15 protein-coding genes, 1 tRNA gene and 3 rRNA genes are annotated in these 23,415 nt (G+C 42.9%); 18 read left to right on the forward strand and 1 reads right to left on the reverse strand.

Features of this window, described 5'->3' with window-relative positions:
* Positions 1 to 55: 55 nt before the first annotated feature.
* From ADH92_RS05385 to sufB, 9 genes are all read left to right on the forward strand, one after another.
* A complete protein-coding gene (locus tag ADH92_RS05385; protein WP_049497672.1) occupies positions 56 to 1,963 on the forward strand; it encodes a DUF2207 domain-containing protein in 1,908 nt (635 codons plus the stop codon).
* Positions 1,964 to 2,071: 108 nt separating this feature from the next.
* Positions 2,072 to 2,908 (forward strand): undecaprenyl-diphosphate phosphatase, encoded by an 837-nt coding sequence (locus tag ADH92_RS05390; protein ID WP_049497674.1) that lies wholly within the window; start codon positions 2,072 to 2,074, stop codon positions 2,906 to 2,908.
* A 135-nt stretch (positions 2,909 to 3,043) separates the two neighbouring features.
* Positions 3,044 to 3,781, forward strand: a complete 738-nt coding sequence (gene mecA, locus ADH92_RS05395) for an adaptor protein MecA (RefSeq protein WP_049473266.1) — start codon at positions 3,044 to 3,046, stop codon at positions 3,779 to 3,781.
* Entirely contained in the window at positions 3,778 to 4,935 is a 1,158-nt protein-coding gene (locus tag ADH92_RS05400) for a glycosyltransferase family 4 protein (RefSeq protein WP_049497676.1), read from the forward strand. The genes mecA and ADH92_RS05400 overlap by 4 nt, the downstream gene beginning before the upstream one ends.
* A 134-nt stretch (positions 4,936 to 5,069) precedes the next feature.
* Positions 5,070 to 5,840, forward strand: a complete 771-nt coding sequence (gene sufC / locus ADH92_RS05405; protein ID WP_049497693.1) for a Fe-S cluster assembly ATPase SufC — start codon at positions 5,070 to 5,072, stop codon at positions 5,838 to 5,840.
* A 66-nt stretch (positions 5,841 to 5,906) separates the two neighbouring features.
* Positions 5,907 to 7,169, forward strand: coding sequence for a Fe-S cluster assembly protein SufD (sufD, locus tag ADH92_RS05410; protein WP_049497678.1), 1,263 nt, complete (start codon positions 5,907 to 5,909; stop codon positions 7,167 to 7,169).
* Positions 7,170 to 7,178: 9 nt separating this feature from the next.
* Positions 7,179 to 8,405: a cysteine desulfurase gene (locus ADH92_RS05415; protein WP_049497681.1), complete on the forward strand. Its 1,227-nt coding sequence runs from the start codon at positions 7,179 to 7,181 to the stop codon at positions 8,403 to 8,405.
* Positions 8,392 to 8,826 carry a Fe-S cluster assembly sulfur transfer protein SufU gene (sufU, locus tag ADH92_RS05420; protein ID WP_049497683.1) on the forward strand — a complete coding sequence of 145 codons (435 nt, stop codon included), beginning with the start codon at positions 8,392 to 8,394 and terminating at the stop codon, positions 8,824 to 8,826. The genes ADH92_RS05415 and sufU overlap by 14 nt, the downstream gene beginning before the upstream one ends.
* 32 nt (positions 8,827 to 8,858) lie before the next feature.
* A complete protein-coding gene (sufB, locus tag ADH92_RS05425) occupies positions 8,859 to 10,271 on the forward strand; it encodes a Fe-S cluster assembly protein SufB (protein ID WP_003010279.1) in 1,413 nt (470 codons plus the stop codon).
* Between the two features lie 55 nt (positions 10,272 to 10,326).
* On the opposite strand, the gene ADH92_RS05430 is transcribed toward sufB, so the two are convergent.
* The gene (locus ADH92_RS05430) at positions 10,327 to 11,568 is read right to left on the reverse strand and encodes a serine hydrolase (RefSeq protein ID WP_049497686.1); all 1,242 of its coding nucleotides are present in this window, start codon (positions 11,566 to 11,568) and stop codon (positions 10,327 to 10,329) included.
* A 205-nt stretch (positions 11,569 to 11,773) separates the two neighbouring features.
* Between ADH92_RS05430 and ADH92_RS05435 the strand changes: the two genes are divergently transcribed.
* From ADH92_RS05435 to rrf, 9 genes are all read left to right on the forward strand, one after another.
* The gene (locus ADH92_RS05435; RefSeq protein WP_049490482.1) at positions 11,774 to 13,759 is read left to right on the forward strand and encodes a peptide ABC transporter substrate-binding protein; all 1,986 of its coding nucleotides are present in this window, start codon (positions 11,774 to 11,776) and stop codon (positions 13,757 to 13,759) included.
* A 73-nt stretch (positions 13,760 to 13,832) separates the two neighbouring features.
* Positions 13,833 to 15,332, forward strand: coding sequence for an ABC transporter permease (locus ADH92_RS05440; RefSeq protein WP_021154493.1), 1,500 nt, complete (start codon positions 13,833 to 13,835; stop codon positions 15,330 to 15,332).
* Entirely contained in the window at positions 15,332 to 16,258 is a 927-nt protein-coding gene (gene oppC / locus ADH92_RS05445) for an oligopeptide ABC transporter permease OppC (protein ID WP_021154494.1), read from the forward strand. The genes ADH92_RS05440 and oppC overlap by 1 nt, the downstream gene beginning before the upstream one ends.
* An 11-nt stretch (positions 16,259 to 16,269) precedes the next feature.
* Positions 16,270 to 17,337: an ABC transporter ATP-binding protein gene (locus tag ADH92_RS05450; protein ID WP_049497688.1), complete on the forward strand. Its 1,068-nt coding sequence runs from the start codon at positions 16,270 to 16,272 to the stop codon at positions 17,335 to 17,337.
* A gap of 10 nt (positions 17,338 to 17,347) precedes the next feature.
* Positions 17,348 to 18,274: an ATP-binding cassette domain-containing protein gene (locus tag ADH92_RS05455; protein WP_021154496.1), complete on the forward strand. Its 927-nt coding sequence runs from the start codon at positions 17,348 to 17,350 to the stop codon at positions 18,272 to 18,274.
* Positions 18,275 to 18,523: 249 nt separating this feature from the next.
* Positions 18,524 to 20,071 (forward strand): 16S ribosomal RNA (locus ADH92_RS05460).
* 53 nt (positions 20,072 to 20,124) lie between these two features.
* A tRNA-Ala gene (locus ADH92_RS05465) sits at positions 20,125 to 20,197 on the forward strand.
* Positions 20,198 to 20,320: 123 nt separating this feature from the next.
* Positions 20,321 to 23,220 (forward strand): 23S ribosomal RNA (locus ADH92_RS05470).
* Positions 23,221 to 23,299: 79 nt separating this feature from the next.
* Positions 23,300 to 23,415 (forward strand): 5S ribosomal RNA (gene rrf, locus ADH92_RS05475).
* Together the 16S, 23S and 5S rRNA genes with 1 tRNA gene alongside form the textbook arrangement of a ribosomal RNA operon.

A 23,415-nucleotide genomic window follows, 5' to 3' on the forward strand; every position in this document is an offset into this window, starting at 1 on the left:
CATGCTCCTCTTTTTATTTAAAAAATGCTATAATAATACAAAGGAGCGTGATCAAATGAAAAAGTATTTGTATGTTTTTTTCGCCTTTCTGGCCTGCCTTTTTGTCAGTCAGAACGTCCATGCATCTAGCCCCTCTTATGATGTATTGTACTATGGTGGAACCTTGACCTTGGACAACTGGGACGACGCCACCTATGAGGAGGAGTTGGTCTATTATTTCAAAGATTCTTACAGAGGGCAGTATGTTAGTCTAGGAACGGCGGGGAATATGCCACAAGGCTTCGCAATTGAGATGCCACCAAAGGTTGAGGTGGAAGGCCGTGATCTTCAAAGAGAACCCGAGATTACGAATCTAGGTGATGGCTACCGAGTGAAAATTTATAACGGTGGGGTAGCGACAGATACAGTCAAGGTTAAAGTCACATGGAAATTAAAAAATCTTCTTTATTCACACAAGGATATCTTGCAGTTAAACTGGAAACCAATCACAGATGGCGATCAGAAGGTGGATGAAGTTCAATTTCGTGTCATTCCTAAGTTCGCACCAGCCAATGCCCAATCGGAACTGTATATCCATACAGCCTTTATGGGACCAGATGTGACTGTAAAAAAAGAAGATGGAATCTATTCTGCTACTTTCTATAACTTAGGCAAGGGAAAAGCGGTGGAGTTGTATGGATACTGGTTGAAGTCAGACTTATCTACTTTGTATGATTCTGGTCGAAATACAGGATTGACCAAATTGGATGAATTTCATAAGAACCAAGCCAAAATTGAACAAGAAAAATACTGGACACGCATGTTTTGGAAATGGATCTTGCCAGCCTTAATTATTGCACTCTGGCTTCTTTCTCTCTTGGGTCGCAATCGGTTCAAAAAAATGATCTGGCCTGGTGTTACCTACCCAACCGATACTCGTCTTTATGAGATTCCACAGGACATTGCACCTCTGATTATGAGTTCGGTTGTTTATTCAGCTGAACTAGATGAGGCTTCCCCTACCAATAAAGAGAAGGCGACTCCTCCGGTATTTACATTTGAAAAAATGCTTCAAGCCACTTTGCTGGATTTGATGGATCGTGGAGTGATTGTCTACGAGCAACAAGGAAATGAAGTCGTTTTGACCAGGAAGTCTCATGGACATGTGGATGATTTTGAACGCTCTTTTATGAATATGGCTTTTGGGGATCAGGTTTCCTGTACCGTTAAAGATCTCTTTAAGAATTATGAATTTAGTGATGACGTATACAAACATGCCAAAAAAGCAGATCAAGATGCTATTCGTTCGCTAGGAAGTAGGGCTCAGGGTCGCTTTGATGCTGCTGTCAACCAGGTAGCCAAAGATGTTCATCGCAAGGTGGAAGATCTCCATTTGCCAAGCTACTATCGCCCTTTAGAGGCAAATGAAGAAGCGCAAGCTAGACGAAGCCTCTTCTTTGGTTGGGCTGCTTGGTTTATCGCCCTTGGAGCAGAAATCTTTGCCATCTTTGGGATGGGTTGGTTCTCGGTTCCTTGTTTGATAGGGATCCTCATACTTTGGTTTATGCCAGTGCGCTTCAATGGTGTCTTTAAAGCATGCTTACGAGATGGGGTTGTCAATCTTGCGGGTGCGGAGCAACGCTATTACTGGGATAGTTTTGGTCGGATGTTAAAAGAGATTGCTCACCTCAACGATGCAGAGTTGCAGTCTCTTGTCCTATGGAACCGATTATTGGTCTATGCGGCCTTGTATGGTGTAGCCGATCAGGTCACAAAGGTCATGAAACTTCGGAATATTCAGTTAGAAAATCAAGCCTTAAACGCCTTCGTTTACACCCCATTCTATCATGATGTGACCCACTCAAGTCATGCCATGTCTACTTATGGATCGACAGCATCGACAGCTAGTCATTTCACAGTTTCTTCTGGTAGTGGAGGAGGCTTCTCTGGCGGAGGAGGCGGAGGAGGCTTTGGTGCCTTCTAAGCAGTACTAAGAATGGTCTTAGTCTCTCTTTCCCTTCTAGTTTGGAAGGCCTGGTCCAGTCCATAGATTTATGATATAATAGAGCAAATGTAAGTTTAGGAGAAAAAGATGTTTCTGATCGAATTAATCAAGGCGATCCTTTTTGGAATTGTCGAGGGGATTACAGAATGGCTACCGATCTCAAGTACAGGTCACTTGATTCTACTACAGGATTTTGTGCAGTTTAAAAACCAAGATCCAGCCTTTATGGAGATGTTCAATGTTGTAATTCAATTGGGTGCGATCCTAGCGGTTGTGGTAATTTATTTTGATAAATTATACCCCTTCAAACCTGGTAAATCTCCACTAGAAGTACGTCGGACCTGGCAATTATGGGCAAAAGTTGCAGTTGCAACCCTCCCTCTTGTATTTGTTTTTAAATTAGATGATTGGTTTGAGGCGCATTTTCACAATTCGATTTCCGTTGCAATTATGTTGATCACCTACGGGATTGCCTTTATCTATTTGGAAAGACGGGAACAAGTCGAACCTGCAGTGACGGAATTGCATAAGCTACCTTATCGAACCGCTCTTTATATCGGACTTTTCCAAGTCTTATCGCTATTTCCAGGTACAAGCCGTTCAGGTGCTACGATTGTAGGAGGCTTGATCAATGGTGTTAGCCGTCCAGTGGTGACAGAGTTTACCTTTTATCTGGGTATCCCGGCTATGTTTGGGGCTAGTCTCTTAAAGGTTGGGAAATTCGCTTTTGGCGGGCATTCACTTGCACTAGGGCAACTCTTTATTCTACTGGTAGCGATGGGAGTGGCCTTCGTAGTCAGCATGTACGCCATCCGCTTCTTGACAGATTATGTGAAAAACCATGATTTCACCGTCTTTGGGAAATACCGTATTGTTCTTGGTTCCATCTTGTTATTGTATGGTCTCTTCCGTGTAATTTTCTAAGAGAACGGTTGAACTCGATCAAATTGTTTATTGAGGTTGGAGACTTTTGTCCCGACCTCTTTTCTATGCATCCTTTTTTTGAATTCTATCCATTTTTTTAGTATAATAGTAAGACTAGAAGTATGAGGTTATGCTATGAAGATGAAGCAAATTAGTGATTCAACAATTAAGATCACGATCCAACTAGAAGACTTAGAAGAACGTGGAATGGAAATTGCTGATTTCCTTGTCCCACAAGAAAAAACAGAAGAATTTTTCTATGCCATTTTGGATGAACTCGAAATGCCAGAAAGCTTCCTGGATAGCGGGATGCTGAGCTTTCGTGTGACACCAAAACCGGATAAATTGGATGTTTTTGTTACCAAATCAAAAATTGATCAACAATTGGATTTTGAGGATTTGTCAGATCTTCCTGATATGGAAGAGTTGTCGCGCATGACGCCAGATGAATTTATCAAAACCTTGGAAAAAACAATCTCTGATAAGACAAAAGGGGATGCAGAAGCTATTCACCATTTGGAACAAGAAGAGTTACGTGACAATCAAGAACAAGATCCTACATCTGAAGCACCAGTAAGTCAGTATATTTATTACATTTTGCGTTTTTCAAATATCCAGCAAGCAGTTGCCTTTTCAAAAATGGTCAGTTTTCCAGTGGATACCTCTGAATTATACAAAATGGGATCCGATTATTATTTAACCGTCTTGATCGATACAGAGGATCAACCAACTCAATATCCGACCTGGTTACTGGCCATCATTCGGGAGTATGCAGACGATTCAGAAGTGACACGAGCCGTTCTGCAGGAACATGGCCACTTACTAATGGTGTCTGGTGCGATTGAGAATTTGAAGAAAGTTGCTAGCTTATGATGTCCTTTTCCTTGCAATTTGTTCTGGTGCTGATTGGGACTTTTATGATTGCCTTGGTATTGACGCCCTTGGTTCGCTTATTCTCCTTTAAGATTGATGCAGTGGATTATCCGAATGCGCGTCGGATCAATACCAAGCCCATGCCAAGCGCGGGTGGACTGTCTATTGTGATCGCTTTTTCAATTGCGACTCTCATCTTTATTCCTATGCTGACATCCACCACTGCCCCAATCAAAAGTTACCTATCCTATACCTTGCCGGTCGTAGGAGCGGGATGGATTATTGCTCTCACAGGCTTGATTGATGATGTCAAAGAGTTGTCAGCCAAGAAAAAGATGATCGGTATCCTGCTTGCAGCGAGTCTAGTCTGGTTTTTGACAGATTTTCGGCTGAATGATTTCAAGATTCCATTTGGTGGTCCCTTACTTCATTTTGAACCGTGGCTTTCTTATCTTTTGACAGTGATTTGGATTGTTGCCATTACCAATGCAGTCAATCTGATTGATGGATTGGATGGCTTGGTGAGTGGGGTCTCTATTATTTCTCTAGTGACAATGGGGATTGTGTCCTATTTCTTTCTACCAGTACCCAATCTCTTTTTGACCATGACCATCTTTGTCTTGGTTGCAGCCATCGCTGGATTCTTTCCTTTTAATTACCATCCGGCCATTCTCTATCTGGGAGACACCGGTGCTCTGTTTATAGGATTTATGATTTCTGTTTTATCCTTGCAAGGTTTAAAAAATGCGACGGCAGTTGCAGTAGTCACCCCTATGATTATCCTTGGAGTGCCGATTACAGATACCTTTTTGGCGATTATCCGTCGGACCCTTTCTGGTCAAAAATTTTACAAGCCGGATCGCAATCACTTGCATCATCGTCTGCTCTCCTTGGGGTTAACCCATCGAGGAACCGTATTGGTAATCTATGGAATTTCGATGATCTTTTCGATGATCTCTTTGCTGCTTAATATCTCTACTCGCATCGGGGGCGTCTTACTTGTGATCGGGCTCTTGTTTGGAGTAGAGCTGTTAGCAGAATTGATTGGGGTTCTGGGGCCAAGTCATAGTCCTTTGTTAAATGTTCTGCGCTATATAGGGAATTCTTCCTACCGGGAGGAAGTTCGTCAAAAACGAAAAGAAAAAACTAAATAAGAATAGTTCTAATCAAAAGAAAAGCCATTTAGGCTTTTTTTTGATATACTTGAAAGGTAAAAAAATACTTTGTGATGAAGGAATCTTTACTTTGAGAACCTTCTATGCTTCAAAGTAAAAAGAAAGGGAATGCAATGTCGACATTAGAAATCAAAGACCTTCACGTTGAAATTGAAGGCAAAGAAATTTTAAAAGGTGTAAACCTAACCCTCAAAACTGGTGAGATCGCAGCCATCATGGGACCAAATGGAACAGGGAAATCTACTTTGTCAGCAGCGATTATGGGAAACCCAAATTATGAAGTGACCAAAGGGGAGATTCTGTTTGATGGTGTCAACATCTTGGAATTGGAAGTAGACGAACGGGCACGGATGGGCTTGTTCCTTGCTATGCAATACCCTTCAGAAATCCCAGGAATTACCAATGCAGAATTTTTACGTGCAGCCATGAATGCTGGTAAAGAAGAGGACGAGAAGATTTCCATTCGTGATTTCATTAACAAATTGGATGAAAAGATGGAATTGCTCAACATGAAAGAAGAGATGGCAGAACGCTACCTCAATGAAGGATTCTCTGGTGGTGAGAAAAAACGGAATGAAATCCTTCAATTATTGATGTTGGAGCCAACATTTGCTCTTTTGGATGAAATTGATTCTGGTTTGGATATTGATGCTCTTAAGGTCGTATCTAAAGGGGTTAATGCGATGCGGGGTGAAGGTTTTGGAGCAATGATCATCACCCACTACCAACGTTTGTTGAACTATATTACTCCTGACGTAGTTCATGTGATGATGGAAGGTCGTGTCGTGCTTTCAGGTGGACCAGAATTGGCTGCACGCTTGGAACGGGAAGGATACGCCCAACTTGCAGAAGAACTCGGTTACGACTATAAAGAAGAACTATAACCTGATGACTAGTGATCTAATGTTGTCATAAAATCAAACAGATAGTATCTTTATTAGGAGAAAAAAATGAGTATTGAAAATATTACCCTCTTTTCGGAACTGCATGCTGAACCAAGTTGGCTGCAAGATTTACGAAAACAAGCTTTTGACAAGATCGATCAGTTGGAATTACCAGCGATTGAACGCGTCAAATTCCACCGTTGGAATCTTGGGGACGGGACGATCACAGAAAGCGAGGCTTCTGCCAATGTTCCAGATTTTACAGCCCTTGATTCAAATTTAAAATTAGTCCAAGTTGGAACTCAGACTGTTTTTGAACAGGTGCCACAAGCCTTGGCAGACCAAGGGGTCCTCTTCACAGATTTCCATTCTGCCTTAGAAGAAATTCCGCAGGTGGTGGAAGACTACTTTATGTCTTCGGTCAAATACGATGATGACAAACTAGCAGCTTACCACACAGCATATTTTAATAGTGGGGCTGTCCTCTATATTCCAGATAACGTCGAAATTTCAGAACCAATCGAAGGTATTTTCTACCAGGATAGTGATAGTGATGTACCTTTTAACAAACACATTTTGATTATCGCTGGTAAAAACAGTAAGTTCAGCTATTTGGAACGCTTGGAATCAAAAGGTGATGGCACAGCAAAAGCAACTGCTAATGTGACGGTTGAAGTGATCGCCCGCTCAGGTGCTCAAGTGAAATTTGCGGCGATTGACCGCCTGGGTGAAAATGTCACAGCCTACATCAGTCGCCGTGGGAAACTAGGACAGGATGCCAGCATTGATTGGGCCATCGGTGTTATGAATGAAGGCAATGTTGTTGCAGACTTTGACAGTGACTTGGTTGGAAATGGAAGTCATGCTGATTTGAAGGTCGTTGCCTTATCAAGTGGTCGTCAGGTGCAAGGGATTGATACGCGCGTGACCAACTTTGGTTGTAACTCAATCGGAAATATCTTGCAACACGGTGTCATTCTTGAAAAAGGAACCTTGACCTTCAATGGAATCGGTCATATTATCAAGGGTGCTAAAGGAGCAGATGCCCAGCAAGAAAGCCGTGTCTTGATGTTATCGGATCAAGCGCGTTCAGATGCGAACCCAATCCTCTTGATTGATGAAAATGACGTTACAGCAGGTCATGCAGCATCGATCGGTCAAGTGGATCCAGAAGACATGTATTACCTCATGAGTCGTGGTCTGGATCAACACACGGCAGAACGCTTAGTGGTGCGTGGTTTCTTGGGATCTGTTATTGTTGAAATCCCAGTTAAAGAAGTACGTGATGAAATGATTGCCACCATCGAAGAAAAGTTATCTCAACGCTAAGGAGAAACAATGCTAGATAAAAATACGATTGCTCAAGATTTTCCCATTCTCGATCAATTCGTCCACGATGAGCCTTTGGTTTATCTAGATAATGCAGCGACGACGCAAAAACCTAAAAGTGTTCTCGAAGCAGTCAATCACTATTATTTGCAAGATAATGCCAATGTCCACCGTGGAGTTCATACCTTGGCTGAACGAGCGACAGCAGCTTATGAGGCAGCGCGTGAGAAAGTCAGAAAATTTATCAATGCTTCATCAACCAAGGAAGTGCTCTTTACAAGAGGGACAACGACGGGACTCAACTGGGTAGCGCGCTATGCAGAAGAAGTCCTAAAAGAAGGGGACGAAGTCCTGATTTCCATCATGGAACATCACTCCAACATCATCCCTTGGCAGCAAGCCTGTAAGAAAACAGGGGCAAAACTGGTCTATGTCTATCTAAAAGATGGCTTACTGGATATGCAGGACTTAAAGAGCAAGCTTAGTGAGAAGACAAAATTTGTCTCCATCACCCATGCTTCCAATGTCTTAGGGGTGGTCAATCCGATCAAGGAAATTGCTCAATTAGCTCATGAAGTTGGAGCGATGATGGTCGTAGATGGGGCTCAATCAACTCCTCATATGGCTATTGATGTACAAGACTTAGATGCGGATTTCTTTGCTTTTTCTGGCCATAAGATGGCTGCACCAACAGGGATTGGTGTCCTCTATGGGAAGGAAGAAATCTTAGAGCAAATGTCTCCGATCGAGTTTGGGGGCGAGATGATTGACTTTGTCTACGAGCAATCTGCTTCTTGGAAGGAATTGCCTTGGAAATTTGAAGCTGGAACACCTAATATGGCGGGTGCAATTGGTCTTGGTGCAGCGATCGATTACTTAGAGGGGTTGGGAATGGACCAAATAGAAGCGCATGAGCATGAATTGATTGCCTATGTGTTTCCAAAATTACAGGCTATCGAAGGCTTGACGATCTATGGTTCCCAAGACTTAGCCCAACGTTCTGGTGTGATTTCTTTTAATCTTGGAGACCTCCATCCGCATGATTTGGCAACAGCTCTAGATTACGAAGGAATTGCCGTTCGTGCAGGTCACCACTGTGCACAACCCTTGCTTCAATATTTACAAGTTCCGGCAACAACGAGAGCAAGTTTTTATCTCTACAACACCAAAGCGGACTGTGATAAATTAATTGAGGCATTGGTAAAAGCAAAGGAGTTTTTCAATGGCACTTTCTAAATTAGATTCGCTGTACATGGCGGTCGTAGCTGACCATTCAAAACACCCCCACCACCAAGGACAGATTGAAGATGTTGATCAGATCCAACTCAACAATCCAACTTGTGGAGATGTGATCCAGTTAAGTGTAAAATTTGATGAAAATGATAGGGTCCAAGATATTGCCTTTGTCAATTCAGGCTGTACCATTTCAACAGCTTCGGCTAGTATGATGACAGATGCTGTAATGGGAAAAACAAAAGAGGAAGTTGAAGAATTAGCACAGGTCTTTTCAGAAATGGTCCAAGGTCAATCAGATCCTCGTCAAGAGGAACTGGGTGACGCAGCCTTCTTATCTGGAGTCTCTAAATTCCCACAACGGATTAAATGTGCGACCCTCTCCTGGAATGCTCTTAAAAAAGCAATCGAACGTAGCAAATAATTAGAAGAAGAAACAGAGAAAGAAAGGAAATTATGGCTGAAGAAAGAGTCGAACCGAAACCAATTGATCTCGGTGAATATAAATTTGGATTTCACGATGACGTTCAACCTATTCTCTCTACCGGAAAAGGACTGAATGAAGCGGTTATTCGTGAATTGTCTGCAGCAAAAAATGAACCAGAATGGATGTTAGAATTCCGTTTGAAATCTTTTGAAACCTTCAAAAAGATGCCTATGCAAACCTGGGGTGCAGATCTATCAGAGATTGACTTTGATGATTTGATCTATTATCAAAAACCTTCAGATAAACCTGCCCGTTCATGGGATGAAGTTCCAGAGAAAATCAAGGAAACCTTTGAGCGTATCGGGATTCCTGAAGCCGAACGTGCATACTTAGCGGGGGCTTCTGCCCAGTATGAATCAGAAGTGGTTTATCACAATATGAAAGAAGAGTTTGAAAAGTTGGGGATTATCTTTACCGATACGGATTCTGCCCTAAAAGAATATCCAGACCTTTTCAAACAGTATTTTGCGAAGTTAGTACCGCCAACGGACAACAAATTGGCTGCCCTCAACTCAGCAGTCTGGTCTGGTGGGACCTTCATTTATGTACCAAAAGGCGTAAAAGTAGACGTCCCCCTTCAAACATACTTCCGTATCAACAATGAAAATACTGGTCAGTTTGAACGCACGTTGATTATCGTGGACGAGGGAGCAAGTGTTCACTATGTAGAAGGATGTACAGCACCGACCTACTCAAGCAATAGCCTCCATGCAGCGATTGTCGAGATCTTTGCCTTGGATGGTGCTTACATGCGCTATACGACCATCCAAAACTGGTCTGACAATGTCTACAACTTGGTAACCAAGCGGGCCAAGGCTCAAAAAGATGCGACAGTGGAATGGATTGATGGGAACCTAGGTGCCAAGACAACTATGAAGTACCCATCTGTTTATCTAGATGGAGAAGGAGCGCGTGGTACCATGTTGTCCATTGCCTTTGCGAATGCAGGGCAACACCAAGATACAGGTGCCAAGATGATCCACAATGCCCCTCATACCAGTTCATCTATCGTATCGAAATCTATTGCGAAAGGTGGAGGAAAGGTAGACTACCGTGGACAAGTAACCTTTAACAAAAATTCCAAGAAATCAGTTTCTCACATCGAGTGTGACACCATTATTATGGATGATTTATCTGCATCAGATACAATTCCATTTAATGAAATCCACAACTCACAAGTTGCTTTGGAGCACGAAGCGAAGGTTTCAAAAATCTCAGAAGAACAACTGTATTATTTGATGAGTCGTGGACTGTCTGAATCAGAAGCGACAGAAATGATTGTCATGGGATTTGTAGAGCCCTTTACGAAAGAACTTCCAATGGAATATGCCGTTGAGTTAAACCGACTCATTAGCTACGAAATGGAAGGCTCTGTAGGGTAATTCATTTTTGTCAATCAAAAAACACAATGGACTTGATTCCATTGTGTTTTTTTACTTATAGCTTTTCGTTGACATAACGAACAAATTCATTCCACCAAACCTTTAAGAAAAAGCTTTTCTCAATGGTTCTTCCCGCTACCATATCGACCGTTGGCTCCTGATCTTCTAGATAGCCTCGCCCGATTTTATCTGGATCAGTATAGTGTAATTTTCCAAGAGTGGTTCCTGATTTGACAGGTGCCTTGAATGATTCTTGAGTGCTCTTGAATTGAACTTTTGGTTCTGTTTGACTGCCTTGTTTTTCGACGATATAGAAGTCTTTTTTTGCAACAGCTAAAACAGTCTCAGACTTCCCATCCATAATACTTGCCTTACTTTTCCCGTAAGGATCTCCTTCTTTTACGACAATGGAAGAAACAAAGGTTCTGACCACGTAGTTCATCAGAGAAGAAGTAGCCACAAAGCGTGCATATGGATCACCGTCAACGGCCTCTACTCCTAGGACAACAGTAATCATGTGGATGCCATTTTGCGTCGTCGATGCAGCAAAGGTGATACCACCTTTGGTAGAGTTGCTGACCCGAAGGCCGTCGACTCCAGACCGGTAATTCGGCATGCCTTCTAGCATCAGGTTGGGGTTTTCAATCTGCGTGTTTGAAAAAAGAGCAGTGGGTTTTGAAGTATATTTGGTCACTTCAGGAAAATCCTGGAGTAAGTGCTTGGCAATCACAGCAATATCATAAGCACTCAATTGATTTTCGTCTTCTTTTCCATCAGGATCTCCGCTGATGGTTTGTGTATTTAATCCTGTAGCATTGATTAAATGAGGAGATTGAATGCCCCATTCAGCAAGTTTCTTCTTCATATTTTCAACGAAGCTTTTCTCAGAGCCACCCACTTTCTCAGCTAAGGCCAAGGCAGCAGTGCTAGAATTTCCAACTAAAAGAGCCGTCAATAACTGTTCAACCGTATATTGGTTCGCCTCCATAGGAAGAGTACCAGCACCTTCGATATCATTTAAGGACAAAGCTTTCTCAGACAGCATGATAGGATCTTTCAGAGAAAGTTTTTTTTCATGAATGGCTTCGAAAATCAGATAAGTGGTTAAGAGTGTAGACAGTCCCCCCACATCTCGTTTTTTCTCCGAGTCCTTTTCGTAGAGAATTTTACCTGTATCAGCTTCAACAGCAATGGCGCTTTGGGCAGGAAGATCTAACTCATCTGCTAGAACGACCTGATAAGGTAAACTGCATAAGAGCAGCATGAAGGTAAAAAAAGAAAGAAAGAATTTTTTCACAGTTGTTTCCTCGTTGCTTAGTCCTCTCTATTGTATCATACAAATGATTAATGGAAAATCGTAAAATCATCAATTAGGCTAAAAAGTCAATCATAGCAAGGTTTTTGGATGGGATTGAAGCAAATATTCAGAAAATTTAGTTTACTTTTTTTTCTACTTGTGATATAATCTTAAACAAATCTAAAAAAACTATTGGAGAATTCCTATGAAAAAAGGTAAAGTATTCGCAGTTGCCGGAGTAACACTCCTTGCAGCTGGATTGTTAGCTGCATGTTCTGGTTCTAATACTAGTAAAGCAAGCTCAGGCGAAGACAAAAACTATGGTTATGTCTACACAGATGATCCTCAAACTTTGGACTACACTGTGTCTTCTAAAGCTGCTACACATGATATCACTACAAACGTCGTAGATGGTTTGATGGCAAATGACAAGTATGGTAATCTCGTACCATCACTTGCGGAAGATTGGTCTGTTTCAAAAGATGGTTTGACTTATACCTACAAGATTCGTAAGGGTGTTAAATGGTACGATGCAGATGGTGAAGAACATGGCGAAGTGACTGCTAAAGACTTCGTGACTGGTTTGAAACACGCTGCTGATAAAAAATCTGAAACCCTTTCACTTGTTCAAGGTTCTGTCAAAGGCTTGGATGATTATGTCCAAGGGAAAATCACAGACTTCAGCCAAGTTGGTGTCAAAGCTGTAGACGATTACACACTTCAGTACACATTGAACAAACCAGAAACTTTCTGGAACTCTAAAACAACAAACGGAATCTTGTTCCCAATTAGCACAGATTTCTTGAAGAGTAAGGGAGATGATTTTGGTCAACCAAACGATGTGAAATCAATCCTTGCAAACGGACCTTTCCTTCTTAAATCAATCACTTCAAAATCATCTGTTGTATTTGAAAAGAATGACAACTACTGGGATAAGAAAAACGTTCACCTTAAAGAAGTGAAACTCACTTATTATGATGGATCAGACCAAGATTCATTGGCGCGTGGTTTCTCTGATGGTGCTTATACAGTCGCTCGTCTATTCCCAGCAAGTTCAAACTTTGCAACTGTATCTAAAAAATACAAAGACAACATCTATAATACACCGGCTGGTTCAGGGGTAGCGGTTCTTGGTTTCAACATTGACCGTCAATCATACAAACACACTGCTAAGAAATCAGATGCTGAAAAGACTGCGACTAAGAAAGCAATCTTGAACAAAGATTTCCGTCAAGCTATCACTTTTGCCTTGAACCGTGAAAACTACTCAGCACAAGTAAATAGTAAAGCATTTGCTAAACCAGCTATCCGTAACACCTACACAGCTCCAGCCTTTGTGCAAGTAAATGGAAAAGACTTTGGAGATGTGGTTGCAGATAAATTGAGCACATATGGTGATCAATGGAAAGGTGTCAACCTAGCAGATGGTCAAGATGGTCTTTACAACAAAGACAAAGCAAAAGCACAACTTGAAAAAGCAAAAGCTGAACTTCAAAAAGATGGCGTTCAATTCCCAATTCATATTGACGTACCAGTAGCACAAAACTCTACAAACTTTGTTTCACGGATGCAATCATTGAAACAAACAGTGGAAGATACTCTTGGTAAAGACAATGTTGTCCTTGACCTTCAAATGATGGACCAAGACGAAGTGTTGAACATCACATTGAATGTTCCATCAGCTGCAGATGCAGATTGGGATCTTCAAGGATTGGTTGGATGGAACCCAGACTATGATGATCCATCAACTTACCTTGATACGCTTCAACCATCATCAGAAGACCAAACAAAAGTCTACCTTGGTTTTGCAGGTGGTGTAGATAATGCTTCAGCCAAAGCAGTTGGCTTGGATGAGTATGCAAAACTTCTTGCAGACGCTAATAGCGAATCACTTGATGTAGCTAAACGTTATGAAAAATACGCAGCTGCTCAAGCTTGGTTGAGTGATAGTGCCTTGGTAATTCCTACAATGTCAAGTACAGGTGCAGCAACTGTTGTTTCCAAAGTGGTACCATTCTCTGGCCCATCATCTCAAACAGGTAACAAAGGATCAGCATACTTCAAATATGTTGAAGTTCAGGATGAACCTGTTACTAAGAAACAATACGAACAAGCACGTGAAAAATGGCAAAAAGAAAAAGCTGAGTCAAACAAAAAAGCTCAACAAGATCTTGAAAAACACGTTAAATAATTAAATTATTGCTTTTCATTAGAACTTTCTCTTCTAGGGGAGAAAGTTCTTTTGGACATTAAAGGAATGAAATATGAAAAAATATGTTTTTATGCGTATTTTGCGTTCGTTAGTGTCGATCTTTCTCGTCACGACATTAACCTACATGATTATCTATACGCTAACACCGAGAAATCTCATCTTTAAAAATGACCCTAACTACAATAAAGTAGCGAAGACAAAGGATTCGAAGATCAACTACGAAAATACTGTCTACGATCGCATGGGTTATTTGGAATACATGGATTCAAAGAGCTTGCAACAAAAAGCAAGTAAAGAAGATTCTTCTGTAACAGTTGATGCGACGACTGCTAATGAAAAGATCTATAAAGAATACATTAACAAATTAGGTCATGGTTGGCAGTTGAAACGTTTCCCAGAAAGTAAGTCTTTTTATGCGGTGCGTGAAATTCCGGTTTTTGAACGTGTCATCAGCTTCTATGCGAATTTGATTCAGTTTGATCATCCAGGTTGGGTGAAAGATGCCTCAAATCCAAACCTCAAACGCTATATCCGTATTGAAAATGATCCATCTATTGGATGGTCTGTAGTGGGTTCTGGTACGAAACATAAATATCTTTTGTACTTCAACGGTCAATTCCCATATGTACACCAAAACTTTGTAACCTTAAACCTTGGAAATTCATATCCAACTTATTCAAATACCCCTGTTCTTCAAGTTATTACCCAAGGACAAGGAACGACTAAGAAGAGTGAAGTGAACTTCCCAACAGGTAAAAAGACATCTTCCATCGATATCTACTCACGTACCTACAAATCACCAAGTAAGGCAGACTCACAAGACATCAGTCGATTTGGTAAAGGGGACGCTTATACAGCAACGTTGAGCAACTATGAGAATCCATCCATGATTGCGTCTTCTTCAATCATTGGTTTGATTGGTATTGCGATTGCTTACTTGATTGCGATCCCATTAGGATCATACATGGCTCTGTTTAAGAACTCATGGTTTGATAGTATCTCAACAGCAACCTTGACATTTATGATGTCTCTTCCAACTATTGCCCTTGTTTACATTGTGCGTCTAGCAGGTTCATTTGTTGGACTTCCAGACTCATTCCCAGTACTTGGAGCACAGGACTGGCGTTCATATGTATTGCCGTCTCTGATTCTTGGTTTGTTGAGTGCGCCATTTATCGCAGTTTGGATTCGTCGTTACATGATCGATATCCATTCGCAAGATTTCGTCCGTTTTGCTCGTTCAAAAGGATTGTCAGAACGTGAGATCTCAAGAAAACACATCTTCAAAAATGCGATGGTTCCATTGGTATCTGGTATTCCAGGTTCTATCATTGGAGTTATCTCAGGTGCGACACTTACTGAAACAGTCTTTGCTTTCCCAGGTATGGGTAAAATGTTGATTGACTCTATTAAAGCATCAAACAACACCATGGTCATCGGACTTGTCTTCATCTTCACATCACTTGGTATCTTTGCTGCCATGTTAGGTGATATCTTGATGACAGTGCTTGATCCACGAATTAAATTAACGAATACGAAAGGAGGCAAATAATGGCTACAATCGATAAAAATAAATTTCAGTTTGTAAAACGCGATGACTTTGCCTCTGAAGTAATCGATGCTCCAGCGTATTCATACTGGAAATCTGTATTCAGACAATTCTTGAAAAAAAGAACCACTATCATCATGCTTGCTATTTTGATTGGGATTCTCTTGATGAGTTTTGTCTATCCAATGTTTTCAAAATTTGATTACAACGACGTAAGTAAGGTAAATGACTTTTCAGCACGTTTGAATCCACCAAGTGGGAAAGCGCTATTTGGTACAGATAATAACGGTAAATCCCTCTTTGATGGAGTTTGGTTTGGTGCTCGGAATTCAATTATCATTTCCTTTATCGCAACGGTTATTAACGTGGTAGTCGGAGTTATCGTTGGTGGAATTTGGGGGATCTCAAAATCCATCGACCGTATCATGATGGAAGTTTATAACGTTATTTCTAACATTCCATTTATGTTGATCGTTATCGTCTTGACTTACTCAATGGGATCTGGTTTCTGGAACTTGATTCTTGCCATGTCCTTAACCGGATGGATCGGAATTGCCTATACCATTCGTGTCCAAATCATGCGTTACCGTGATTTGGAGTACAACCTTGCCAGTCGAACATTAGGAACACCAACTTTGAAAATTGTTACGAAAAACATTTTGCCTCAGTTGGTATCTGTAATCGTGACACAAACATCACAATTACTTCCAAGCTTTATTTCTTACGAAGCCTTCCTTTCATTCTTCGGGCTTGGTCTTCCAATCACCGTTCCAAGTTTGGGACGTTTGATTTCTGACTATTCTCAAAACGTAACTACCAATGCCTACCTATTCTGGATTCCGCTTACTGTTTTGATTTTAGTATCCTTGTCATTCTTTATCGTCGGACAAAACTTGGCCGATGCCAGCGACCCACGTACACATAGATAGGAGGAGTAGATATGACATCAAATAACAATATTATTTTATCTGCTCAAGATATCGTAGTGGAATTTGACGTGCGCGATCGCGTATTGACAGCTATTCGTGGCGTATCGCTTGAGCTAGTAGAAGGTGAAGTTCTTGCCTTGGTTGGTGAGTCAGGTTCAGGGAAATCAGTTTTGACAAAGACATTCACCGGAATGTTAGAAGATAACGGCCGTATTGCCCAAGGTTCGATTAAATACCGTGGTCAAGAATTGACAGATTTGAAATCGAATAAAGATTGGGAAAATATTCGTGGATCTAAGATCGCTACAATTTTCCAAGACCCAATGACAAGTTTGGACCCAATCAACACAATTGGTTCACAAATTACAGAAGTCATTATCAAACACCAAGGGAAAACAGCTAAAGAAGCCAAAGAAATGGCTTTGGACTATATGGAGAAAGTTGGAATTCCAGATGCGGAACGTCGTTTTGATGAGTATCCATTCCAATATTCAGGTGGGATGCGTCAACGGATCGTTATTGCTATCGCCTTGGCCTGCCGTCCAGATATCTTAATCTGTGACGAACCAACAACAGCCCTTGACGTAACCATTCAAGCGCAAATCATTGATTTGTTGAAATCCCTTCAAAAAGAATACCAATTTACAGTTATCTTTATCACCCACGACTTAGGTGTGGTTGCAAGTATTGCAGATAAAGTAGCCGTTATGTATGCTGGAGAAATTGTTGAGTTTGGTAAAGTAGAAGAAATTTTCTACGATCCAAAACATCCATACACATGGAGCTTGCTTTCAAGCTTGCCTCAATTGTCAACCTCAGATGGTGATCTTTACTCTATTCCAGGAACTCCGCCTTCATTGTATGCTCCGATTAAAGGAGATGCTTTCGCACTTCGTTCAGACTATGCGATGCAGATTGATTTTGAAGAAGAGGCACCTGCTTTCAAAGTATCCGATACTCACTGGGCGAAGACATGGTTGCTCCATCCAGATGCACCGACAGTTCATAAACCAGAAGTAATCGAAAACCTTCACGAAAAGATTGGCTCAAAAATGGGCTTTACTCACATTACAGAATAGGAGGAAGGAAATGACTGAAAAATTAGTTGAAATTAAAGATTTAGAAATTTCCTTCGGTGAAGGAAGTAAAAAATTTGTTGCTGTAAAGAACGCCAACTTCTTCATTAATAAGGGAGAAACTTTCTCTCTTGTTGGTGAATCAGGAAGTGGGAAGACGACAATTGGACGTGCGATCATCGGTTTGAATGATACAAGTGCTGGAGAAATTATTTATGACGGTCGCAAGATCAACGGAAGAAACTCTCACAGTGAAAAATCAGAGTTGATCCGAAAAATTCAAATGATCTTCCAAGACCCAGCAGCAAGTTTGAATGAACGTGCAACAGTTGATTATATTATCTCTGAAGGTTTGATCAACCACCATTTGTTTAACAGTGAAGAAGAACGTCAGGAAAAAGTAAAAAATATTATGCATGAGGTTGGACTTCTAGCAGAACATTTGACACGTTATCCTCACGAATTCTCAGGTGGTCAACGTCAACGGATCGGTATTGCCCGTGCACTTGTCATGGAACCAGAATTTGTCATTGCGGATGAACCAATCTCAGCCCTTGACGTTTCAGTACGTGCACAGGTCTTGAACCTTTTGAAAAAATTCCAAAGAGAATTAGGCTTGACCTATCTCTTTATTGCCCATGACTTGTCAGTTGTGCGCTTCATTTCTGACCGTATTGCAGTTATCTATAAAGGGGTTATTGTAGAAGTAGCAGAAACTGAAGAGCTATTTAACCACCCAATCCATCCATACACACAATCCCTACTTTCAGCGGTCCCAATTCCAGATCCAATTCTAGAACGTAAAAAAGTTCTAAAAATCTACGATCCAGAACAACATGATTATTCTGAAGATAAACCACAAATGGTTGAAATTAAACCAGGTCATTATGTATGGGCTAACAAAGCTGAAGAAAACAAATACAGACAAGAATATAAATAGAGAGGATTCCCTCTCTATTTTTTTATTTCAAAAAACTTTCAAAAAAATAAAATTTTTTGAGAAAAAGTGTTGACAGTTAAGTGAGGTCATGATATACTAATATAGTTGTCGCGCGAGAGCGACAAAGACCTTTGAAAACTGAACAAGACGAACCAATGTGCAGGGCGCTATAACTAAGGTTATAGTAACTGAACAATAAAAAAACAATAAATCTGTCAGTGACAGAATGAGTTTAAGACAAACAATTATTTTAATGAGAGTTTGATCCTGGCTCAGGATGAACGCTGGCGGCGTGCCTAATACATGCAAGTAGAACGCTGAAGCTTGGTGCTTGCACCGAGCGGAAGAGTTGCGAACGGGTGAGTAACGCGTAGGTAACCTGCCTCTTAGCGGGGGATAACTATTGGAAACGATAGCTAATACCGCATAAAAGTCGACATTGCATGATGTTGATTTGAAAGGTGCAATTGCATCACTAAGAGATGGACCTGCGTTGTATTAGCTAGTTGGTGAGGTAACGGCTCACCAAGGCGACGATACATAGCCGACCTGAGAGGGTGATCGGCCACACTGGGACTGAGACACGGCCCAGACTCCTACGGGAGGCAGCAGTAGGGAATCTTCGGCAATGGGGGCAACCCTGACCGAGCAACGCCGCGTGAGTGAAGAAGGTTTTCGGATCGTAAAGCTCTGTTGTAAGAGAAGAACGAGTGTGAGAGTGGAAAGTTCACACTGTGACGGTAACTTACCAGAAAGGGACGGCTAACTACGTGCCAGCAGCCGCGGTAATACGTAGGTCCCGAGCGTTATCCGGATTTATTGGGCGTAAAGCGAGCGCAGGCGGTTAGATAAGTCTGAAGTTAAAGGCTGTGGCTTAACCATAGTACGCTTTGGAAACTGTTTAACTTGAGTGCAGAAGGGGAGAGTGGAATTCCATGTGTAGCGGTGAAATGCGTAGATATATGGAGGAACACCGGTGGCGAAAGCGGCTCTCTGGTCTGTAACTGACGCTGAGGCTCGAAAGCGTGGGGAGCAAACAGGATTAGATACCCTGGTAGTCCACGCCGTAAACGATGAGTGCTAGGTGTTGGGTCCTTTCCGGGACTCAGTGCCGCAGCTAACGCATTAAGCACTCCGCCTGGGGAGTACGACCGCAAGGTTGAAACTCAAAGGAATTGACGGGGGCCCGCACAAGCGGTGGAGCATGTGGTTTAATTCGAAGCAACGCGAAGAACCTTACCAGGTCTTGACATCCCTCTGACCGCTCTAGAGATAGAGTTTTCCTTCGGGACAGAGGTGACAGGTGGTGCATGGTTGTCGTCAGCTCGTGTCGTGAGATGTTGGGTTAAGTCCCGCAACGAGCGCAACCCCTATTGTTAGTTGCCATCATTGAGTTGGGCACTCTAGCGAGACTGCCGGTAATAAACCGGAGGAAGGTGGGGATGACGTCAAATCATCATGCCCCTTATGACCTGGGCTACACACGTGCTACAATGGCTGGTACAACGAGTCGCGAGTCGGTGACGGCAAGCTAATCTCTTAAAGCCAGTCTCAGTTCGGATTGTAGGCTGCAACTCGCCTACATGAAGTCGGAATCGCTAGTAATCGCGGATCAGCACGCCGCGGTGAATACGTTCCCGGGCCTTGTACACACCGCCCGTCACACCACGAGAGTTTGTAACACCCGAAGTCGGTGAGGTAACCGTAAGGAGCCAGCCGCCTAAGGTGGGATAGATGATTGGGGTGAAGTCGTAACAAGGTAGCCGTATCGGAAGGTGCGGCTGGATCACCTCCTTTCTAAGGAAATGGAAACCTGTACGTTGGTCTTGTTTAGTTTTGAGAGGTCTTGTGGGGCCTTAGCTCAGCTGGGAGAGCGCCTGCTTTGCACGCAGGAGGTCAGCGGTTCGATCCCGCTAGGCTCCATTAACACTGTAAGGGTGTTAAGATTGAACATTGAAAATTGAATATCTATATCAAATAGTAACAAGAAAATAAACCGAAACGCTGTAAATATTTAAAGAGTTTAGGTCGCAAGACCAAAAATAAGGTTAAGTTAATAAGGGCGCACGGTGGATGCCTTGGCACTAGAAGCCGAAGAAGGACGTGACAAACGACGAAATGCTTTGGGGAGCTGTAAGTAAGCGACGATCCAGAGATGTCCGAATGGGGGAACCCACTAGCTAATGGCTAGTACTCCTATCTGTTAAGGATAGGTAGAGGAAGACGCAGTGAACTGAAACATCTAAGTAGCTGCAGGAAGAGAAAGCAAAAGCGATTGCCTGAGTAGCGGCGAGCGAAACGGCAGGAGGGCAAACCGAAGAGTTTACTCTTCGGGGTTGTAGGACTGCAATGTGGACTTAAAGATTATAGAAGAATGACATGGGAAGGTCAGCCAAAGAGAGTAAGAGCCTCGTATTCGAAATAGTCTTTATACCTAGCAGTATCCTGAGTACGGCGGGACACGAGAAATCCCGTCGGAATCTGGGAGGACCATCTCCCAACCCTAAATACTCTCTAGTGACCGATAGTGAACCAGTACCGTGAGGGAAAGGTGAAAAGCACCCCGGGAGGGGAGTGAAATAGAACCTGAAACCGTGTGCCTACAACAAGTTCGAGCCCGTTAATGGGTGAGAGCGTGCCTTTTGTAGAATGAACCGGCGAGTTACGATATGATGCGAGGTTAAGTTGAAGAGACGGAGCCGTAGGGAAACCGAGTCTGAATAGGGCGGAATAGTATTATGTCGTAGACCCGAAACCATGTGACCTACCCATGAGCAGGTTGAAGGTGAGGTAAAACTCACTGGAGGACCGAACCAGGGCACGTTGAAAAGTGCTTGGATGACTTGTGGGTAGCGGAGAAATTCCAAACGAACTTGGAGATAGCTGGTTCTCTCCGAAATAGCTTTAGGGCTAGCGTCGACATTAAGATTCTTGGAGGTAGAGCACTGTTTGGGTGAGGGGTCCATCCCGGATTACCAATCTCAGATAAACTCCGAATGCCAATGAATTATGGTCGGCAGTCAGACTGCGAGTGCTAAGATCCGTAGTCGAAAGGGAAACAGCCCAGACCACCAGCTAAGGTCCCAAAATAATTGTTAAGTGGAAAAGGATGTGGGGTTGCACAGACAACTAGGATGTTAGCTTAGAAGCAGCTATTCATTCAAAGAGTGCGTAATAGCTCACTAGTCGAGTGACCCTGCGCCGAAAATGTACCGGGGCTAAAACAATTTACCGAAGCTGTGGATACCTTTATAGGTATGGTAGGAGAGCGTTCTATGTGTGGAGAAGGTGTACCGTGAGGAGCGCTGGAACGCATAGAAGTGAGAATGCCGGTATGAGTAGCGAAAGACAGGTGAGAATCCTGTCCACCGTAAGACTAAGGTTTCCAGGGGAAGGCTCGTCCGCCCTGGGTTAGTCGGGACCTAAGGAGAGACCGAAAGGTGTATCCGATGGACAACAGGTTGATATTCCTGTACTAGAGTATGTAGTGAAGGAGGGACGCAGTAGGCTAACTAAAGCGTGCGACTGGAAGTGCACGTCTAAGCAGTGAGGTGTGAATTGAGTTAAATGCTTAATTCTATAACATTGAGCTGTGATGGGGAGCGAAGTTTAGTAGCGAAGTTAGTGACGTCACACTGCCAAGAAAAGCTTCTAGCGTTAATCATACTCTACCCGTACCGCAAACCGACACAGGTAGTCGAGGCGAGTAGCCTCAGGTGAGCGAGAGAACTCTCGTTAAGGAACTCGGCAAAATGACCCCGTAACTTCGGGAGAAGGGGTGCTGGCTTTCAGTCAGCCGCAGTGAATAGGCCCAAGCAACTGTTTATCAAAAACACAGCTCTCTGCTAAATCGTAAGATGATGTATAGGGGGTGACGCCTGCCCGGTGCTGGAAGGTTAAGAGGAGTGCTTAGCGTAAGCGAAGGTATGAATTGAAGCCCCAGTAAACGGCGGCCGTAACTATAACGGTCCTAAGGTAGCGAAATTCCTTGTCGGGTAAGTTCCGACCCGCACGAAAGGCGTAATGATTTGGGCACTGTCTCAACGAGAGACTCGGTGAAATTTTAGTACCTGTGAAGATGCAGGTTACCCGCGACAGGACGGAAAGACCCCATGGAGCTTTACTGCAGTTTGATATTGAGTGTCTGTGCCACATGTACAGGATAGGTAGGAGCCATAGAGATCGGGACGCCAGTTTCGATGGAGGCGTTGTTGGGATACTACCCTTGTGTTATGGCCACTCTAACCCGGTAGGTTCATCATCTACGGAGACAGTGTCTGACGGGCAGTTTGACTGGGGCGGTCGCCTCCTAAAAGGTAACGGAGGCGCCCAAAGGTTCCCTCAGAATGGTTGGAAATCATTCGCAGAGTGTAAAGGTATAAGGGAGCTTGACTGCGAGAGCTACAACTCGAGCAGGGACGAAAGTCGGGCTTAGTGATCCGGTGGTTCCGTATGGAAGGGCCATCGCTCAACGGATAAAAGCTACCCTGGGGATAACAGGCTTATCTCCCCCAAGAGTTCACATCGACGGGGAGGTTTGGCACCTCGATGTCGGCTCGTCGCATCCTGGGGCTGTAGTCGGTCCCAAGGGTTGGGCTGTTCGCCCATTAAAGCGGCACGCGAGCTGGGTTCAGAACGTCGTGAGACAGTTCGGTCCCTATCCGTCGCGGGCGTAGGAAATTTGAGAGGATCTGCTCCTAGTACGAGAGGACCAGAGTGGACTTACCGCTGGTGTACCAGTTGTCTCGCCAGAGGCATCGCTGGGTAGCTATGTAGGGAAGGGATAAACGCTGAAAGCATCTAAGTGTGAAACCCACCTCAAGATGAGATTTCCCATGATTATATATCAGTAAGAGCCCTGAGAGAAGATCAGGTAGATAGGTTAGGAGTGGAAGTTGTGTGAGCAATGGAGCGGACTAATACTAATAGCTCGAGGACTTATCCAAAGAGTCAGAAGATATTGACAACGAAAGGTTAACTTGTTAGAATATAGATGTTCAATTTTGAATGTTTAATCATTCAGAGTTAAGTGACGATAGCCTAGGAGATACACCTGTACCCATGCCGAACACAGCAGTTAAGCCCTAGAACGCCGGAAGTAGTTGGGGGTTGCCCCCTGTGAGATAAGGTAGTCGCTTAGC

The sequence above is a fragment of the Streptococcus parasanguinis genome, assembly GCF_001073155.1.
GTDB classification, from domain to species: Bacteria; Bacillota; Bacilli; order Lactobacillales; family Streptococcaceae; genus Streptococcus; species Streptococcus parasanguinis_D.